Raw genomic sequence first — 17260 nt, 5'->3', positions numbered from 1 at the left:
TCAGGTCCCCTTGCCCGCCTTGGCCGCGTCGTTCGCCTCATAAGCGGCGACGATGCGCGCCACCAGTTCGTGGCGCACCACATCCTGGGCGGTGAAATAGGACAGGCCGACGCCTTCAACCCCATCCAGCAGCCGCACCGCCTCCGCAAGGCCGGAGGTCTGGCCGCTCGGCAGGTCGGTCTGGCTCGGGTCCCCCGTGATGATCATGTGGGAGTTCTCGCCCAGGCGGGTCAGGAACATCTTCATCTGCATGGACGTGGCATTCTGCGCCTCGTCCAGGATCACGGCGGCATTGGCGAGGGTGCGTCCGCGCATGAAGGCCAGCGGCGCGATCTCGATCTCGCCGGACTGGAGGGCGCGCTCCACGAAGGAGCGGTCCATCAGGTCGTAGAGCGCGTCATAGATGGGCCGCAGATAGGGATCGACCTTCTCGCGCATGTCGCCGGGCAGGAAGCCGAGCCGCTCACCGGCCTCCACCGCTGGGCGCGAGAGGATCAGGCGATCCACCATCCGCCGCTCCAGCAGATGCACCGCATAGGCCACTGCTAGCCAGGTCTTGCCGGTACCGGCGGGGCCGACGCCGAACACCAGCGTGTGACGCTTCAGGGCGCGGATATAGGCATCCTGCGCGGCGGTGCGGGCCCGCACGGGGCGGCGGCGCAGCTGGATCTCGTCGAAGCTCTGGCGGTCTTCGGCGGGATCGAAATCGAACAGGGAACCCTGGGAGACCGCCTCGCGGATGGCGCCTTCCACATCGCCCGGCCCCACCTCGCGCCCCCGCTTCAGGCCGTCGTAGAGGTGCTCAAGCACATGGCGGGCCTGCTCACAGGCATCGCGCGGGCCTTCCAGCGTCACATGATTGCCGCGCGAATCCGCCTTCACCCCCAGCTTGCGCTCCAGGAGGGCAAGGTTGCGGCTGTACTGGCCGAACAGAAGGGTGGCGAGGCGATTGTCGTCGAAGGCGAGCACCACCTGCGTGGGCGCATCCACCCCCTGGATCGCCCAGGGGTCGGATATGGCTGCGCGGGCGGGGCCCTGGGGCACCGGCGGACGGTCTCGGTCGACGCCAGATCTGCGCAAGCTCAGGCCTCCATTGCCGCAAGAGGGCGGGTCTCCCCGGCCGCCACACCCGTTTCGGGCCGGCCGGAAAGGGAATTGGGTCCCGCCTCCAGGATGGTGACGGGGATGACATCGCCGATCTGAGCGCCGGGCGCCTCGACGACCACCGATTGCAGATAGGGCGAACGCCCGATGAGCTGTCCGGGATAGCGGCCCGGCTTCTCCAGCAGGATATGGAAGGAACGCCCCACGCAGGCGCGATCGAAGGCGCGCTTGGAGCGCTCCAAGGCCGCTTGCAGACGGGCGAGCCGCTCGGTTTTCACCTCTTCCGCCACCTGACTGGCATGGTCCGCCGCCGGCGTGCCCGGACGGGCGGAGTATTTGAACGAATAAGCGCTGGCAAAGCCCACCCGTTCCACCAGGTCCATGGTCTCCTCGAACTCGGCGTCGGTTTCCCCGGGGAAGCCGACGATGAAATCGGAGGACAGCGCCAGGTCCGGCCGGGCCGCGCGCATGCGGTCGATGATGTCGAAGAATTCGGCGCGGCCGTGCTTGCGGTTCATGGCCTGGAGCACGCGGTCCGAGCCGGACTGCACCGGCAGGTGCAGATAGGGCATCAGCGCCGGCAGATCGCGATGGGCGGCAATGAGGTCGTCATCCATGTCGCGGGGATGACTGGTGGTGTAGCGCAGGCGCGCCACGCCGGGAATTTCCGCCAGTCGATGGAGCAGACGGGCCAGCGACCACACGATCCCGTCCGGCCCTTCGCCATGATAGGCGTTCACATTCTGGCCGATGAGGGTGATCTCGCGCACGCCCTGGCCGGCGAGGCGCTCGGCCTCGGCAACCACCTTGGCCACCGGGCGCGACAGCTCGGCGCCGCGGGTATAGGGCACCACGCAGAAGGTGCAGAACTTGTCGCAGCCTTCCTGGACAGTGACGAAGGCGGTGGGGCCGCGCTTGCGCGTCGCCTCAAGGCTGGGGGCGGGCAGATGGTCGAACTTGTCCTCGACCGGAAACTCCGTATCCACCGCTTGCCCGCCGGCCTTCACCTTGGCGAGCAGCTCGGGCAGGCGGTGATAGCTCTGCGGTCCGACCACCAGGTCCACCACAGGGGCGCGGCGCATGATCTCGGCGCCCTCGGCCTGGGCGACGCAGCCAGCCACCGCGATGATATTCTCCCGGCCGGTCTCGGCGCGCGCCTTGCGCATGCGTCCAAGCTCCGAATAGACCTTCTCGGCGGCCTTTTCGCGAATATGGCAGGTGTTCAGAATGACGAGATCGGCGTCCGCCGGATCGCTCGTCTCCACATAGCCTTCCTTGGCCAGGGTGTCCGCCATACGATGGGAATCGTAGACGTTCATCTGGCACCCGAACGACTTCACATAAAGCTTGCGGGGCTCGTCCATTGCCTGTCTGCCGCCGTCACCCTCGCGCCGCGACGCGACGCTGCTGTGACGCCGATGCCATCTTCCCCGTGTTTGTAAGAACCAGCTTCAGTCTTACTGGCAATCGCGCGATTTGGAAACTCACGTCGCTCCGCCGCGGCCCGAGAGGCTGCCCTGCAGGAGACGCGTGACCTCCTCTTCGCACACCCGCGTGACGGCCTTGCGGTCCAACGGGCCATCCAGCGCCTTGGCCTCCCCGAACGTCACGGTCACGTCGACAGCGCCCTGGCGCAGCACTTCCAGGAGATGGGGTGCCAGATCCAGGTCTCCGTACCAGGCGGCGAGCGGGCGATGCTGGCGCCCCATGGGAATGCCCTGGACCTTCACATAGGCCACCGACACGGGCTGCACCCGCGCCTCCGCTCCCGCCGCCATGACGTCGCGCACGGCACCCACAAGGGCGGATCGGAAGGGCAGTACCCGGTTGCCATCGCTGGACGTGCCTTCGGCGAACAGCACCACCGGGTCGCCCTGCGAGAGGCGCTCGGCGATTTCCTGGTTGACCGCGCCCGTCTTGGCGCGGCGCTGGCGATCCACGAACACCGAGCGCTGGAACTTGGCCAGGAGCCCGATCAGCGGCCATCCCGCCACCTCAGCCTTGGCCACGAACACCAGGGGCAAGATGGAGCCGAGCACGCCAATGTCCAGCCAGGTGGAATGGTTGGACAGGAAAAGAAGGGGCCGCGCGGCGTCCGGGGCGCCCTTCACCGTGACCCGCACGCCGATGAGCGCCAGCACGGCACGATGAAACAGCATGGGGATGTGACGGCGGACCGGAAGGTTCAGCTTCAAAGCAACCCATTGGAGCGGAATGCCAACCGCAGTGACGGCAGCCAGGGCCACCAGCACGCCGCCCATGCGGATGCGATCCAGCACACGGGAGGCGGCCGGCCATTCAGGTCCGAGATCAGGCATGGGCTCCTTGTCGAAGGAGTCCACCCAGGGCGGGGGGGCCGGCACATTCAGGGTCACGCCGGCTTCTCCTCGAGCGGCACCACATACAATTCGAGCCGATGGCCGACGATCCGGTAGCCGAGCCGCCGGGCGATCTCTTCCTGGAGGCGCTCGATCTCCTCGGACCGGAACTCCTTCACCTCGCCGCTGCGCAGGTCGATGAGATGGTCGTGATGCTCGTCGGGCACCGGCTCGTAGCGCGAGCGCCCATCGCCGAATTCGTGACGCTCTACGATCCCGGCATCCTCGAACATCTTCACCGTGCGATAAACAGTGGAGATGGAGATCCGCTCATCAATGGCGCTGGCCCGGCGGTACAACTCCTCGACGTCAGGATGATCCTCGGCAGCGGTGAGAACACGGGCGATCACCCGGCGCTGGTCGGTCATGCGCATGCCCTTGGCGTGGCAGGCTTCCTCGATGGCGCTGATTTTGTCGCTCAAGGATACCCTCCTCCTTCGCCGAGCCGCAGGGTGCTTATGGCGTCGTGCCGGGGCGACCGCAAGCCGGGGCGCCGGACCGAAAACGAGGCCGGCTCAGAAGTCGAGGCGCATCACCAAGGCATCGCCGGAACCATCGGGACCGGCATAATAGCCCTTGCGGCGCCCCACTTCACCATAGCCCAGCCCACGATAAAGCTTCACGGCCGCCCCGTTGCCCTGCTCCACCTCCAGGTGCGACGCGGTCACACCGAGCCCGGCCAGGCGCTGGAGATGGTGGGTCAGGAGCAGGCGGCCGAGCCCCTTGCCGCGGGCGGCCGGCGCAATGGCGATGGTCAGGATCTCCGCCTCCGGTACCACCAGGTGCGACAACACGAAGCCGAGCACCTCATTTTGCCCCCGGCCCACCACATGAGCCCGGGCGGCCTGCCCGGCCAGCAGGCGTTCCAGTTCGTCCGTCCCCCAGCCGCGGTGGAAAGAGGCGGCATGGATTCGCGCCAGCGCCGGCACATCGGCCATGCCGGCATCGCGCACCACAGGCGCCTTGGGCGCCGAGAAGCCGGGAAAGGAAATCACCGCCGCGCGATCCGCGCCGCATCCTGCGGCTTGGCATCAGGGGCCTTCAGATAAAGCGGGCGTGGCTCTGCCTGCGATGGGTCGGCCGCCGCCCCGAGGCGCGCCACCCAGGCCACATCCGGCGCCGCCATGACCTCGACGGCCACCGGGCTCGTCTCCCCCGGAGGCCACATCTCCGCCACCTGCGCCGCGCCCGATCCCACGATCCGCACGGCGCCGATGGCCACCGAGCGCGCCGCGTCCTTCGCCGCCATCACGCGGGGGGCAATGAGGGTGCGCCCGCCGGTGCCGAACATCTGCAGGAACACATGATCGTGGCGGGCATCGATGGCACTCACCACCGGCAGGCTGTCATCCATGGCCAGGAAGGGGGCGGCAAGGGCGGCCAGCGTCGTCACCCCGACCACCGGACGACGGGCAGCAAGGGCAAAGCCCCGGGCGGCGGATAGCCCCACCCGAAGCCCCGTGAAGCTGCCCGGCCCGACGGTCGCCACGATGCGATCCAGCTCGGGAAAGTCGAGCCCGGCATCGCGCATCACCTGCTCGACGATGGGGACCAGCGCCTCCGCGTGGCCGCGTTCCATATAGACGGAATCGCCGGCGACGATGGTGTCGCTTTCCCCGTTCAGCACCGCAACCGAGCAGGCGGTCAGCGCCGTATCAATGGCCAGAACATACATGTGGTGTGGCAGCCCGAATCCCGGGCCCACAATCCCCCGAAACCGGCCTCAACGGAAGAGGGGCGGGAAAATCCCCCGCCCGCCGCCGAAACCTTCGCCTTTTCAACCGCCCAGATCAGACCGGCCGCACCTCGACCACTTCGGGTACGAAATGGCGCAGCAGGTTCTCGATGCCGTTTTTCAGCGTCGCGGTGGAGGAGGGGCAGCCGGAGCAGGAGCCCTTCATGTTGAGATAAACGATGCCTTCCTTGAAGCCGCGGAAGGTGATGTCGCCGCCATCATTGGCCACCGCCGGACGCACGCGCGTCTCGATCAGTTCCTTGATGGTGTCGACGATCTCCTCATCCTCAGCGGCAAAGAACTCGTCCCCGTCCTCGGAGGCCGCGACGCCCTCCGCCAGCACGGGGGCGCCGGACATGAAGTGCTCCATGATGGCGCCGAGAATGGCGGGCTTCAGGTGCGCCCAGTCGCCGCCGGCCTTGGTCACTGTGATGAAGTCGGAGCCCAGGAACACCCCGTTCACCCCATTCACCTCGAACAGGCGCTGGGCGAGCGGAGAACGCTCGGCTTCGCTCTCGCTGCGCAGTTCAAGGGTGCCATCGCCAAGGACGGTGCGTCCCGGCAGGAATTTCAAGGTCGCCGGGTTCGGCGTCGGCTCGGTCTGGATGAACATGTTGGAACTCGCATCCTTCAAGGGGATGGCGGCAGGGCCGCACGTCTCCTGGAAGATAGGGATGGCGGGGCGCGAGGGAAAGGGCCGCCGCGTCGCGGCGCGCCTGTTCCATCCTGGCACAGGCAGGACCAACCCGACCGGGGCGAAAGGAGAACAGGTGGGGCCCGAATCGCGGCGCGGCCTCTGGCCCGCTTTTGTTCTCCCGGCGCGCCGGGACGCCTTGAACCGAAAACACCCGATCCCCATCCTTAACGATGCGGCATGCGACTCAGGCTTGGCCGCTGAAGGAGAGAGGAATGAACTACGTACGGACGGCCATCCTGCTTGCGGGTTTGACCGCCCTTTTCATGGCCGTGGGCTTTGCCATCGGCGGCAAGGGCGGAATGATGATCGCGCTGGTCATCGCCGCGGGCATGAACCTGTTCAGCTATTGGAATTCGGACAAGCTGGTTCTGCGCATGTATGGCGCCCAGGAAGTGGACGACCGCACGGCGCCCGAACTGGTGGCCATGGTGCGCGAACTGGCGGCGCGGGCGGACTTGCCCATGCCTCGCGTCTATCTGATCGACAATCCCCAGCCCAACGCCTTTGCCACCGGCCGCAATCCGCAGAATGCCGCGGTGGCCGCCACCACCGGCCTGCTGCGCACCCTTGATCGCGACGAAGTGGCGGGGGTGATGGCGCACGAACTGGCGCACATCAAGCATCACGACACCCTGACCATGACCATCACGGCGACCATTGCCGGCGCCATCTCCATGCTGGCCAATATCGGCCTTCTGTTCGGCGGCGGGAACCGGGAAAACGGCTCGCCCTTCGGCGCAATCGGCACCATCTTGATGGTCATCCTGGCGCCGCTTGCCGCCATGGTGGTGCAGATGGCCATTTCCCGCTCGCGCGAATATGAGGCCGACCGGGGCGGGGCGGAGATATGCGGGCAGCCGATGGCGCTGGCTTCGGCGCTGGCCAAGATCGCCGGCATCGCCCATCAGGTGGAAAATTACGAGGCCGAGGCCCACCCAGCCACGGCTCACATGTTCATCATCAATCCCCTGTCCGGCCAGAGGATGGACGGCCTCTTCTCCACCCATCCCGCCACCGAAAACCGCATCGCGGCCTTGCAGGATCTGGCCCGGCAGATGGGTCGGGGCATGGGACTGGGTCATGGCGTCCGTGCCGCCCCCCGCGCCGCCGGCCCCTGGAACGGTGGCCCCCGGCGCGGCCCGTGGGGCTGATTGTGCCGGACGCGTGCCCCGGCAGCACGCGCCCAATCTGGACCGGGGATGGAGGGCGCGTCGCGCTTCCATTCCCGGGAACACCGCCGACACATTTGCAAATCCGCCCGGCCTGGCTTACCTGCCGCACATGAAATCCCCATCTTCCAACGCCTCGCGGCGTCCGCCGCCCTCCGGCCTGCCCGCGCGGCTCGTCGCTGCCGACGCCCTGGATCGCATCCTGCGCGCCGGCCTGCCGCTCGAGGAGGCCCTGGAGGCCGCGGCCGGCCTTGATCCCCGGGACCGGGCGCTCGCCTATCGCATCGTTGCCACGGCCCTGCGGCGCCTTGGCACCCTGCGCGCCATTTTCGCCCAGCTGCTGGAGCGGGGGACGCCGCGGTCTGCCCCCAAGGTGGAAACCGTTCTCCTCGTGGGGGCCGCGCAGATTCTGTTCATGGACGTGCCGGACCATGCGGCGGTGGGCCTCAGCGTGGAAGTGGCGCGGCATGACCGGTCCACCGGCGGCTTTGCCGGCCTCATCAATGCGGTGCTCCGCCGCCTGACCCGGGAAGGTCAGGACCTGTTGTCCCAGGTATCCCCTCTACTTCTCGACACGCCGGACTGGCTGCGCGCCCGCTGGACCGCCACCTATGGCGCCGACGGCGCACGCGCCATTTGCGAAGCCCTCCTGAACGAGCCGCCGCTCGACCTGACCGTGAAGAGCGATGCCGAAGGCTGGGCGCAAACGCTCGGCGGCACGCTCACCCCCACCGGCACCGTGCGGCTCGCCAATGCCGGCCCCATCCGCGCCCTTCCCGGCTTCGAGGCGGGGGCATGGTGGGTGCAGGATGCCGGCGCCGCCTTGCCCGCACGCCTTTTGGGTGAAGTGCGGGGCCGGCGGGTGGCGGATCTTTGCGCTGCACCGGGTGGCAAGACCGCCCAGCTCGCCGCCGCCGGCGCGGATGTCACCGCCGTGGACCGCTCCGCCGACCGCCTGACACGCCTGAAGGAAAATCTCGCCCGCCTCGGCCTTGCCGCCAGCGTGGTCCAGGCGGACGCCACCACCTTCAAGGCGGAGCCGTTCGAGGCCATCCTGCTGGATGCACCATGCTCGGCCACCGGCACGCTTCGGCGCCATCCTGATGTCGCCTGGAGCAAGAGTCCGGCCGACATTTCCACCCTCGGCGCACTCCAGAGCCGGCTCATCGACCACGCGGTGGACCTGTTGGCGCCCGGCGGCGTGCTGGTCTATTCCACCTGCTCGCTGGAGCCGGAGGAGGGGGAAGCCCAGATCGAGGCTCTGCTCGCCCGCCGTTCCGACGTGGCGCGTGCGCCCATCGACAAGAATGAGCTTCCCGGGATCGAAAAATTCATCACTCCTCAAGGGGATTTGCGCACACTTCCCTCGGACTGGCCCGCGCCGAGGCCCGAGCTTTCGGGAATTGACGGCTTCTTCGCGGCCCGGTTGCGCAAGCGCGGCTGATCCGGCTTTGCCTATTTCGGGACTGAGCGCCTCCCTCGCGGGGACGCCGCCACCCGGAACGGGCGCCGCGAGCCTCGCCTTCCGAAGGACGGTCCGCGGGCAGGGGTAGCAGGACGCATGACACGGGGAGCCTTGGCAGAACGCGTGCGCCTGGCGGGCTATCTCGTCGGGCGTTCCTGGCGCTCGCTCTTGGCCCGCGCGCCGGCTGCGCCGCTGGCGCTCGGCCAGGTCAGCGTGCCCGTGCCCGAGCGCCTGCTCATCGCGCCGCAGGACCTGCGCACCGGCGATCCCACCCGCGCCAGCGAAATCTATGCCGGCCGTTTCGCCTTCGCCGGCAAGATCGCCATGCTGGAGGGGCGCACCCCGTTCGAGATCGACCCGCCCTCCGAGGAATGGGCCGAGGTGCTGCACGGCTTCGGCTGGCTGCGCCATCTGCGCGCGGCCGGAACCACGATCGCGCGCGCCAATGCCCGTGCCTTGGTCGGCGACTGGATCCGCAATTCCGGCGTCGCCCGCACCGTGGCCGCCCGGCCCGACGTCACCGCCCGGCGCATTATTTCCTGGCTGACCCAGGCGCCCTTCATCCTCCAGGACGCGGATCACGATTTCTACCGCCGCTTCATGAAGAGCCTGGCGCGGCAGGTGCGGCATCTGCGTCGCGCGTCCGGCGAGGCGCCAGATGGCTATCCCCGCCTTATTGCCCTGATCGCGCTGGTCTTCGCGGGCCTATGCATGTCCGACCAGTCTCGCCTGCTCCGAGCCGCCCAGAAGCGGCTGGTAGAGGAACTGGACCGGCAGATCCTGCCTGATGGGGGCCCGCTCACGCGCAGCCCGGGCATGCTGATCGCGCTGCTGCTGGACCTCCTGCCGCTACGTCATGCGTTCGCCGCGCGCAACCAGCCCGCCCCGCCGGCGCTCATGAACGCCATCGACCGGATGATGCCCATGCTGCGCTTCTTCCGGCACGGGGACGGGGCCTTCTCGCTCTTCCATGGCATGAGCCACACGGCCGCCGACCAGCTCGCCACCATCCTGGCCTATGACGATGCCCGAGGCGCCCCGGTGGCCAACGCCCCCCATGCAGGCTTCCAGCGCATGGAGGCACGCGGCACGGTGGTGATCGCCGACACCGGCGCGCCGCCGCCCCTCTCGGCCAGCGAGGAGGCGCATGCCAGCTGCCTCGCCTTCGAGATGTCGTCCGGCCGGCACCGCATCGTGGTCAATTGCGGGATGACCGAGATCAACCGGGAGCGCTGGCGCCAAGTGGCCCGTGCCACGGCGGCCCATTCCACGGTGGTCATCGGCGATACCTCGTCCTGCCGTTTCTTCGGCGAGGGGCGGCTCGCCCGCATGGTGGGCATTCCCATCGTGTCCGGCCCGAAATCCGTGCCAGTGCAAAGAGGCAGCCGCGACGGCACCATCATGCTGCGGGCCAGCCATGACGGTTATGCAGAGCCGTTCGGCGTCATCCACCAGCGCTCCTGGCGCCTGGACGGGGAGGGCGGGCGCCTGGACGGGGAGGACGTATTCCGCTCCACCGCTGGGCCCGAGGCGGCGCTGCCGGCCGTGGGCTTCGTTGCCCGCTTCCACCTGCACCCGGCCATCACAGTGGAGCGGCTGGACGACCAAAGCACTGTTCTGCTTACGGTTCCCGGGGGGGAGGCCTGGGCCTTCGTGGCCCCGAACCAGATGGTGAATGTGGAGGAGAGCGTCTATCTGGCAGCCCCCGATGGCCCTCGTCGGACGCTCCAGCTTGCGCTTTCCGGCAATCTCGCCGAGACGCCGCGGCTGCTTTGGACCTTCGTGCGCACCCGCGAGGCGCCGTCCGTGCGTCCCACCCCGGTGCGGGGGCCAGCCGCGCGACCTTGATGACGACAGGCGGCCGGACGTGATAGGGCGAGCCCAATCCCGTTCGGAGTGCCTCCATGACCATTGATGTCCGCCCCGTCACCCGCGCCCTGATCTCGGTGTCCGACAAGGCCGGGCTCATTCCCTTCGCCACCGCGCTGGCCAAGACCGGCGTGCAGCTCGTCTCCACCGGCGGCACCCGCAAGTCGCTGGCCGAGGCGGGACTTGAGGTCCTGGACGTCGCCGAACTCACCGGCTTCCCGGAAATGATGGACGGCCGCGTGAAGACGCTGCACCCCAAGGTGCATGGCGGCATCCTGGCGATCCGCGCCGATGCCGGCCACCAGGCCTCCATGGCCGAGCACGCCATCGCCCCGATCGATCTGGTTGTGGTGAACCTCTATCCGTTCGAGGCCACCGTGGCGCGCGGCGCCGACTTCGACGAGACCATCGAGAATATCGACATCGGCGGGCCGGCTTTGATCCGCGGCGCGGCCAAGAACCACAATGACGTGGCCGTGGTGGTGGATGTGGCCGACTATGAGGCGGTCATCAAGGAGATCGAGTTGCACGGCGGCACCACGCTCGCGCTGCGCCGCCGCCTCGCCCAGACCGCCTATGCCCGCACCGCCGCCTATGACGCCGCCATCTCCAACTGGTTCGCGGGCCAGGTGGATGTGAGCGCGCCCACCTATCGCGCCTTTGGCGGCAAGCTGCTGGAGGAGCTGCGCTATGGCGAGAACCCCCACCAGAAGGCGGCCTTCTATGCCACCGGCGAGCAGCGCCCCGGCGTCGCCACCGCCCGGCAGGTGCAGGGCAAGCAGCTCTCGTTCAACAATATCAATGACACCGACGCAGCCTTCGAGTGCGTTGGCGAGTTCCATCCCGCCCGCTCAGCGGCGGTGGTGATCGTCAAGCACGCCAATCCCTGCGGCGTGGCCGAGGGGGCGAGCCTGGAAGAAGCCTATCGCAAGGCGCTGGCCTGCGACCCCGTCTCGGCCTTCGGCGGCATCATCGCCGTCAATCGCACCCTGGATGCGGACGCCGCCCGGCTGATGACGGAGATCTTCACCGAGGTGATCGTCGCCCCCGACGCCACCGAGGAAGCCATCGCCATTGTCGGCGCCAAGAAGAATCTGCGCCTGCTGGTCACCGGCGGCCTGCCTGACCCGCGCGCCGAGGGCCTGAATGTGCGCACGGTGGCCGGCGGCCTCCTGGTGCAGAGCCGTGACAATGTCAGCGCCGACGACCTGGAGTTGAAGGTGGTCACCCGCCGCGCGCCCACCGAGCAGGAGCTTCTGGACCTGCGCTTCGCCTTCCGCGTGGCCAAGCACGTGAAGTCCAACACCATCATCTATGCCAAGGACCTCGCCACCGTCGGCATCGGCGCCGGGCAGATGAGCCGCGTGGATTCCGCCCGCATCGCCGCCCGCAAGGCGCAGGATGCGGCCGAGGCGGCCGGTCTTTCGGTGCCGCTCACCAAGGGCTCGGTTGTGGCCTCCGACGCCTTCTTCCCCTTCGCCGACGGCCTGCTGGCAGCGGTGGAGGCGGGCGCCACCGCCGTGATCCAGCCGGGCGGCTCCATGCGCGACGCCGAGGTGATCGCGGCGGCCGACGAGGCGGGCCTCGCCATGGTGTTCACCGGGGTGCGTCACTTCAAGCACTGAGCGGACAAAGCATCTTGTCCTGAATCAAGGCCCTGCATGGGCGGTCGCGGCATGAAGAATTCATGACCGCGCTCGCCTTTTCCCCCCGCTCCGCGCCTGCCCTGCCCTCCGCACAGGATCTCCTGGCGCGCTATGGCGGCCCGGTGCCGCGCTATACGAGCTATCCCACCGCGCCTCATTTCGGGCCCCAGGTGGATGCCGGCACCTACGCGCAATGGCTTGCAGCGCTGCCGCCGGGGGCGGATGTCTCCCTTTACCTGCACGTGCCGTTCTGCGCCGAGCTGTGCCTCTATTGCGGCTGCCAGACGAGCGTGGCGCGCAGCTATACGCCCGTTGCTGCCTTCACCGATCGCCTGCTGGAGGAGATCGCGCTGGTGGCCCAGCGGCTGCCCCACAAGCTGTCAGCGCGGCATGTCCATTTTGGCGGTGGCACGCCCACCATGCTGTCGGATTCCGATTTCACTCGCGTCATGGACCGCCTGCGGTCGGTGTTCGACATTGCGGACGGCGCGGAAATCGCCATCGAGGTCGATCCCCGGGTCATGGACGAACCGAAGGCGGCCGCCCTCGCGCGCAATGGGGTGAACCGCGTCAGCCTCGGCGTCCAGGATTTCGAGCTGGATGTCCAGAAGGCCATCCGCCGGATGCAGAGCTTCGAGGAGACGGCCCAGGTCGCGGCTTGGCTGCGCGCCGCCGGCGTGCCCTCCATCAATCTGGACCTCATCTATGGGCTGCCGCATCAGACGCTTGAAACAGTGGCGCGCACCGTGCGCGCTGCGCTGGAACTGGAGCCGGACCGCATCGCGGTGTTCGGCTATGCCCATGTGCCCTGGATGAAGCGCCACCAGGCGCTCATCCCCGAGGACACTCTGCCGGGTCCATCCGCGCGGCTCGATCAGGCGAGCCTCATTGCCCGCATGCTCAATGAGGCCGGTTATGTTTCCGTCGGGCTGGACCATTTCGCCAAGCCGCACGACAGCTTGGCCACCAAGGCCGAAGCAGGTGCGCTGAAGCGCAACTTCCAAGGCTACACCACGGACGATGCCCCGGCCTTGATCGGCTTCGGTCCGTCCTCCATTGGGGCATTGCCGCAAGGCTATGTTCAGAACCTTCCCGCCACGCCCGCCTGGCATAAGGCTGTGGCCGAAGGCCTTCTTCCCATCGCCCGGGGCCGGGCGCTCACCGCTGAGGACACGCTGCGGCGGGACGTGATCGAACGCCTCATGTGCGATTTGGCGGTGGACCTGGAAGCGGTCTGCACCCGTCATGACGTCTCGCCCACGGTCTTCACGGCGGAGTGCGCGGCACTGGCCCCCCTCGAAGCGGACGGCCTCGTCCAGGTCATCGGCTCCGTGATTCGCGTCCCCGAGACCGCGCGCAGCTTTACGCGCGTGGTGTGCGCCGTGTTCGATGCCTATCTGCCCCGCGCAAAAGAAAACGCCGCCGAGCCTCGACGGCATTCGGCGGCGGTGTGAGGTGGGGAGGAAGTTACGCGGGTACGCGGCACAAAACGAGATCGGCGGCCTCAGGAGTCGAGGCGCCGCAGGGCATGACGGTCGCGCAGCATCACCCGGCGCGAGGAGGGCAGGGCGATGATCGCCGCTTCTTCCAGCGAGGTGAGGGTCCGCGACACGGTCTCGATGGTCAGCCCGAGATAGTCGGCGATGTCCTGGCGGGACATGGGAAGGACCACTTCGGTGGCCGGCTCAAGGCTCGCCGCCGAGCGGCGGGCAAGGTCCAGCAGGAAGGCCGCCACGCGCTCCTGCGCGGTCTTGCGGCCGAGGAGAAGCAGGTGATCCTGGGCGCGATGGAGTTCCGCAAAGGTCAGCGCCCACAGGGCCTGAGCAAGCTCGGCATCATCGGAGGCACGGGCGAAGAGGATGGAGCGCTTCACCCGGGCGAGCCGGCATTCATTGACCGCCTCTGCGGAGAAGCGGTTGGTGGCCCCGCGCTCCCAGCCGAAGGCATCGCCCGGCAGGCAGAAGGCCTCGATCTGGCGGCGGCCGTCGCCGAGCAGCTTGCAGATGCGCACCACACCGGAGAGCACCACGTAAATATATTCGGCTGGCTCGTCCTCTCCGAAGATTTCGGAGTTGCGGGCGACCTGCACGACAGTGCCGAGGCTGCTGACAAGATCAGCAGCGCGGGAGACATCGACAGTCTCTCCCCACCGGACTTCGCCGCGGGCATTCAGCGCATTATGCGAGGACAGGGGGGCGACGTGGACGTTCATCGGAGCGGTCTCCATCTGGACGTCGACAGGGATAGTCCGTTGCCTGGAAAGGCGAAATTCGGATTGAACCCTTACGTCTGCCTCCTTAAGTAATATCCCCTAGTCGCAAAGTGCGTGCTAACGTGCCTCACGACCTTAAGTGGCGATCCAGCTGGGGCCGCATGAGTTTCAATTCCAGTGATCCAAGCGTAAGCCGGGCCGCCTTTGGCCTCATGCCTCCCACCGTCCTGCGCATGGTGATCGGCGTGGCCGCAGCGACGGTGGTGACCGGTCTGATCGGCATCTTGAAGATGCCGCCCTTCGGCACCCATGCCGCCCTCCTGTGCACCCTGGCCGTGGTGCTGGTGGGCACGCGCGGCATTGCCGCGGGCCTTGGCGCGCTGGTGGTGAGCATTCTGGGCCTGCTGCTTCTGGCCAATACCGGCACCGATCCGACCCCAACCGACTGGTCGGTTCTCCTGCTGCTTCTGGTGGCCGGGCTCGGCACCGCCATACTGGGCGAAAGGCTGCGGCGCACCCGCGTGGATGCAGCCGCCCGCGACCGGGCGCTGCTGGCCCGCGAGGCCCACCTGTCCTCCATCCTCGACACCGTGCCGGATGCCATGATCGTCATCGACGAGTGCGGCATCATGCAGTCCTTCTCCACCGCGGCGGAGCGCCTGTTCGGCTTCTCCTCGGCGGAGGCGGTGGGGCGCAATGTGTCGATCCTGATGCCCAACCCCCACAGGGATTCCCACGACGCCTATCTGGATCGCTACCTGTCTACAGGCGAGCGGCGGATCATCGGCATCGGCCGCGTGGTGGTGGGCCAGCGCAAGGACGGGACCACCTTTCCCATGGAGCTGGCGGTGGGCGAGATGCGCTCTTCCTCCGGCCGCTTCTTCACCGGCTTCATCCGCGACCTGACCGAGCGCCAGAAGACGGAGGCGCGCCTGCAGGAGCTGCAGTCGGAACTGGTCCATATTTCCCGCCTCACCGCCATGGGCGAGATGGCCTCGACACTGGCGCACGAGCTCAACCAGCCCCTCTCGGCCATCGCCAACTACCTCAAGGGGTCTCGCCGCCTGTTGGAAGCCTCCGAAGACAGCACGTCGCAAATGCTCAAGGGAGCGCTCGACAAGGCCGCCGAGCAGGCGCTGCGCGCTGGCCAGATCATTCGGCGCCTGCGCGATTTCGTCTCACGCGGGGAGACCGAACGGCGGGTGGAGAGCCTGGCCAAGCTGGTAGAAGAGGCCAGCGCGCTTGCGCTGGTGGGCGTTAAGGAATACGGCATCCAGGTGCGGTTCCATTTCGACCCCACCTGCGACCAGGTGCTCGCGGATAAGGTCCAGGTACAGCAGGTGCTTCTCAACCTGCTGCGCAACGCCGTGGAAGCCATGATGGAAGCCCCGGTTCGCCGATTGACGGTTCAGACCGCACCCGCCGCGGACGACATGGTCTCCGTGACCGTCTCCGACACCGGCTACGGATTGACGGAGGAGGTGGCCCAGCAGCTGTTCACCCCCTTCGTGACGACCAAGCCTCAAGGCATGGGCGTCGGGCTTTCCATTTCGCGGACCATCATTGAGGCCCATGGGGGTCGCATCTGGGCGGAGCCCAACCCGGAGGGTGGGGCAGTCTTCTGCTTCACGCTGCGCACAGTGCGGGAGGAAGGGGAGGACGATGCCTGACTCGCAACTCATTCATGTCATCGACGATGACGATGCGGTGCGGCATTCGCTCGCCTTCCTGCTGGCCAGCAGCGGGTTTGAGGTGAAGCAGCACGACTCGGCCGCCGCCTTTCTGGAGGCCGGCATTCCCGCCAAGGCCGGATGCATCATCACCGACGTGCGGATGCCCGGCCTCAGCGGGGTTGAACTGCTGCAGAAGCTGGACATTGCCGGCTGCCGCATCCCGGTGATCGTGGTCACCGGCCATGCCGACGTGCCCCTGGCGGTGGAAGCGATGAAGCTCGGCGCAGCCGACTTTCTGGAAAAGCCGTTCGACGACGAGGCGCTGCTCTCAGCCATCCGCGCCTGCCTGTCCCGCGCGCAGGAGACCCAGAAGATCGACGCCGTGCGCGAGGACGTGGAGGACCGCATCGCCACGCTTTCCCACCGCGAGCACCAGGTCCTCGAATATTTGGTGGCGGGCCACGCCAACAAGACCATCGCCTATGATCTCGGCATCAGCCCGCGGACGGTGGAGGTCTACCGCGCCAATGTCATGACCAAGATGAAGGCCGCAAGCCTCTCGGAACTGGTGCGGATGGCGCTCCTGGCCGGAATCGGGGGGCAGGTATCGCCCAAGAACTAACCTTAGGTCATCCGCAATTGCCCTAAGGCCACGTGAAATGTCCCGTTGATCTAGCTCAAGGCTCCCCTTACCGTCAGAAGGGATACTTCCAGTAGCCCGACTGCGCGATCCCACGAGCAGCTCGTGGGAGATGATTGAAATGCCTGTGGTTCAGAGCGAGAGCGGCACGTCTGCCGGGGGGGTCGTTCTCGTCATCGATGACGATCCCGCCGTCCGGGGCTCGCTGAAATTCTCGCTGGAGATCGAAGGCTTCGACGTCCGCACCTATGCCAATGCGGACGAATTGCTTCGGGCGGATGATCTTCCAAGCCGCGGCTGCCTCATCGTCGATTATTATCTTCCCGGCGTGAACGGCCTCGACCTGTTGCGCGAGCTCAGCGACCGCCATGTCTCGCTCCCCGCCATTCTCATCACCACGCAGCCGACAGCCAATGTCCGCCGCCGGGCGACCTCGGCCGGCGTGGCCATCATCGAAAAACCCCTTCTCAACAACGCCCTGAGCGAAGCCGTCCGCGACAGCTTCTCGCGCACCGGTGAGGGATCTGCAGGCCTCTCGGCCTGACTTCACTCCTCTCGGTCCGCCCCATGGCAAGCGGGTCGCCCCCGCTCCCGACAACCAGAACAGCGCGCAGCGTGTTACCTTAGGGCACGCCCGTAGGACCGCGTTCCACATCGCGCCCAGGCGCGACA

The 17260-nt window shown here is 67.6% G+C and carries 16 protein-coding genes; 8 read left to right on the top strand and 8 right to left on the bottom strand.

The genetic code is table 11. The annotated features are described in order from the left end of the window. From ACT54L_RS09660 to ACT54L_RS09630, 7 genes are all read right to left on the bottom strand, one after another. Complete coding sequence (locus ACT54L_RS09660) at positions 1–1017, bottom strand: PhoH family protein (protein WP_476085763.1); 1017 nt, start codon at positions 1015–1017, stop codon at positions 1–3. A gap of 65 nt (positions 1018–1082) precedes the next feature. Then, entirely contained in the window at positions 1083–2468 is a 1386-nt protein-coding gene (miaB, locus tag ACT54L_RS09655) for a tRNA (N6-isopentenyl adenosine(37)-C2)-methylthiotransferase MiaB (protein WP_476085370.1), read from the bottom strand. 120 nt (positions 2469–2588) lie between these two features. Further along, entirely contained in the window at positions 2589–3479 is an 891-nt protein-coding gene (olsA, locus tag ACT54L_RS09650) for a lyso-ornithine lipid O-acyltransferase (protein WP_476085369.1), read from the bottom strand. Further along, the gene (locus ACT54L_RS09645; RefSeq protein WP_476085368.1) at positions 3476–3904 is read right to left on the bottom strand and encodes a Fur family transcriptional regulator; all 429 of its coding nucleotides are present in this window, start codon (positions 3902–3904) and stop codon (positions 3476–3478) included. Before ACT54L_RS09645 ends, olsA begins: the two co-directional genes overlap by 4 nt. A gap of 93 nt (positions 3905–3997) precedes the next feature. After that, a complete protein-coding gene (gene rimI / locus ACT54L_RS09640) occupies positions 3998–4477 on the bottom strand; it encodes a ribosomal protein S18-alanine N-acetyltransferase (protein WP_476085367.1) in 480 nt (159 codons plus the stop codon). Further along, positions 4474–5157 carry a tRNA (adenosine(37)-N6)-threonylcarbamoyltransferase complex dimerization subunit type 1 TsaB gene (tsaB, locus tag ACT54L_RS09635; RefSeq protein WP_476085366.1) on the bottom strand — a complete coding sequence of 228 codons (684 nt, stop codon included), beginning with the start codon at positions 5155–5157 and terminating at the stop codon, positions 4474–4476. Before tsaB ends, rimI begins: the two co-directional genes overlap by 4 nt. A gap of 115 nt (positions 5158–5272) precedes the next feature. After that, positions 5273–5830, bottom strand: coding sequence for a NifU family protein (locus tag ACT54L_RS09630; protein WP_476085365.1), 558 nt, complete (start codon positions 5828–5830; stop codon positions 5273–5275). A 296-nt stretch (positions 5831–6126) separates the two neighbouring features. On the opposite strand from ACT54L_RS09630, the gene htpX reads away from it, so the two are divergent. The 5 genes from htpX to hemN all read left to right on the top strand — a co-directional run bounded on the left by htpX (position 6127) and on the right by hemN (position 13517). Further along, positions 6127–7065, top strand: coding sequence for a zinc metalloprotease HtpX (gene htpX / locus ACT54L_RS09625; RefSeq protein ID WP_476085364.1), 939 nt, complete (start codon positions 6127–6129; stop codon positions 7063–7065). Between the two features lie 130 nt (positions 7066–7195). After that, positions 7196–8527, top strand: coding sequence for a 16S rRNA (cytosine(967)-C(5))-methyltransferase RsmB (gene rsmB, locus ACT54L_RS09620; RefSeq protein WP_476085363.1), 1332 nt, complete (start codon positions 7196–7198; stop codon positions 8525–8527). Between the two features lie 117 nt (positions 8528–8644). After that, positions 8645–10396, top strand: coding sequence for a heparinase II/III family protein (locus ACT54L_RS09615; RefSeq protein WP_476085362.1), 1752 nt, complete (start codon positions 8645–8647; stop codon positions 10394–10396). Positions 10397–10452: 56 nt separating this feature from the next. Further along, a complete protein-coding gene (purH, locus tag ACT54L_RS09610; RefSeq protein ID WP_476085361.1) occupies positions 10453–12042 on the top strand; it encodes a bifunctional phosphoribosylaminoimidazolecarboxamide formyltransferase/IMP cyclohydrolase in 1590 nt (529 codons plus the stop codon). Positions 12043–12104: 62 nt separating this feature from the next. Next, on the top strand, positions 12105–13517 hold the full coding sequence (gene hemN, locus ACT54L_RS09605; protein ID WP_476085360.1) for an oxygen-independent coproporphyrinogen III oxidase: 1413 nt from the start codon (positions 12105–12107) through the stop codon (positions 13515–13517). Between the two features lie 50 nt (positions 13518–13567). Here the strand turns inward: hemN and ACT54L_RS09600 are convergent, their stop codons facing one another. Continuing rightward, positions 13568–14275, bottom strand: coding sequence for a helix-turn-helix domain-containing protein (locus tag ACT54L_RS09600; protein WP_476085359.1), 708 nt, complete (start codon positions 14273–14275; stop codon positions 13568–13570). Between the two features lie 161 nt (positions 14276–14436). On the opposite strand from ACT54L_RS09600, the gene ACT54L_RS09595 reads away from it, so the two are divergent. The 3 genes from ACT54L_RS09595 to ACT54L_RS09585 all read left to right on the top strand — a co-directional run bounded on the left by ACT54L_RS09595 (position 14437) and on the right by ACT54L_RS09585 (position 17132). Then, the gene (locus tag ACT54L_RS09595) at positions 14437–15945 is read left to right on the top strand and encodes a PAS domain-containing sensor histidine kinase (RefSeq protein ID WP_476085358.1); all 1509 of its coding nucleotides are present in this window, start codon (positions 14437–14439) and stop codon (positions 15943–15945) included. Continuing rightward, the gene (gene fixJ, locus ACT54L_RS09590; RefSeq protein WP_476085357.1) at positions 15938–16570 is read left to right on the top strand and encodes a response regulator FixJ; all 633 of its coding nucleotides are present in this window, start codon (positions 15938–15940) and stop codon (positions 16568–16570) included. Before ACT54L_RS09595 ends, fixJ begins: the two co-directional genes overlap by 8 nt. 139 nt (positions 16571–16709) lie before the next feature. After that, positions 16710–17132 carry a response regulator transcription factor gene (locus tag ACT54L_RS09585; RefSeq protein WP_476085356.1) on the top strand — a complete coding sequence of 141 codons (423 nt, stop codon included), beginning with the start codon at positions 16710–16712 and terminating at the stop codon, positions 17130–17132. The last annotated feature ends 128 nt before the right edge of the window (positions 17133–17260 follow it).

The organism is Aquabacter sp. DMC10 (assembly GCF_056314145.1).
Note: the sequence above shows the minus strand (reverse complement) of the source record. Positions and strands in the feature narration are given on the sequence as shown.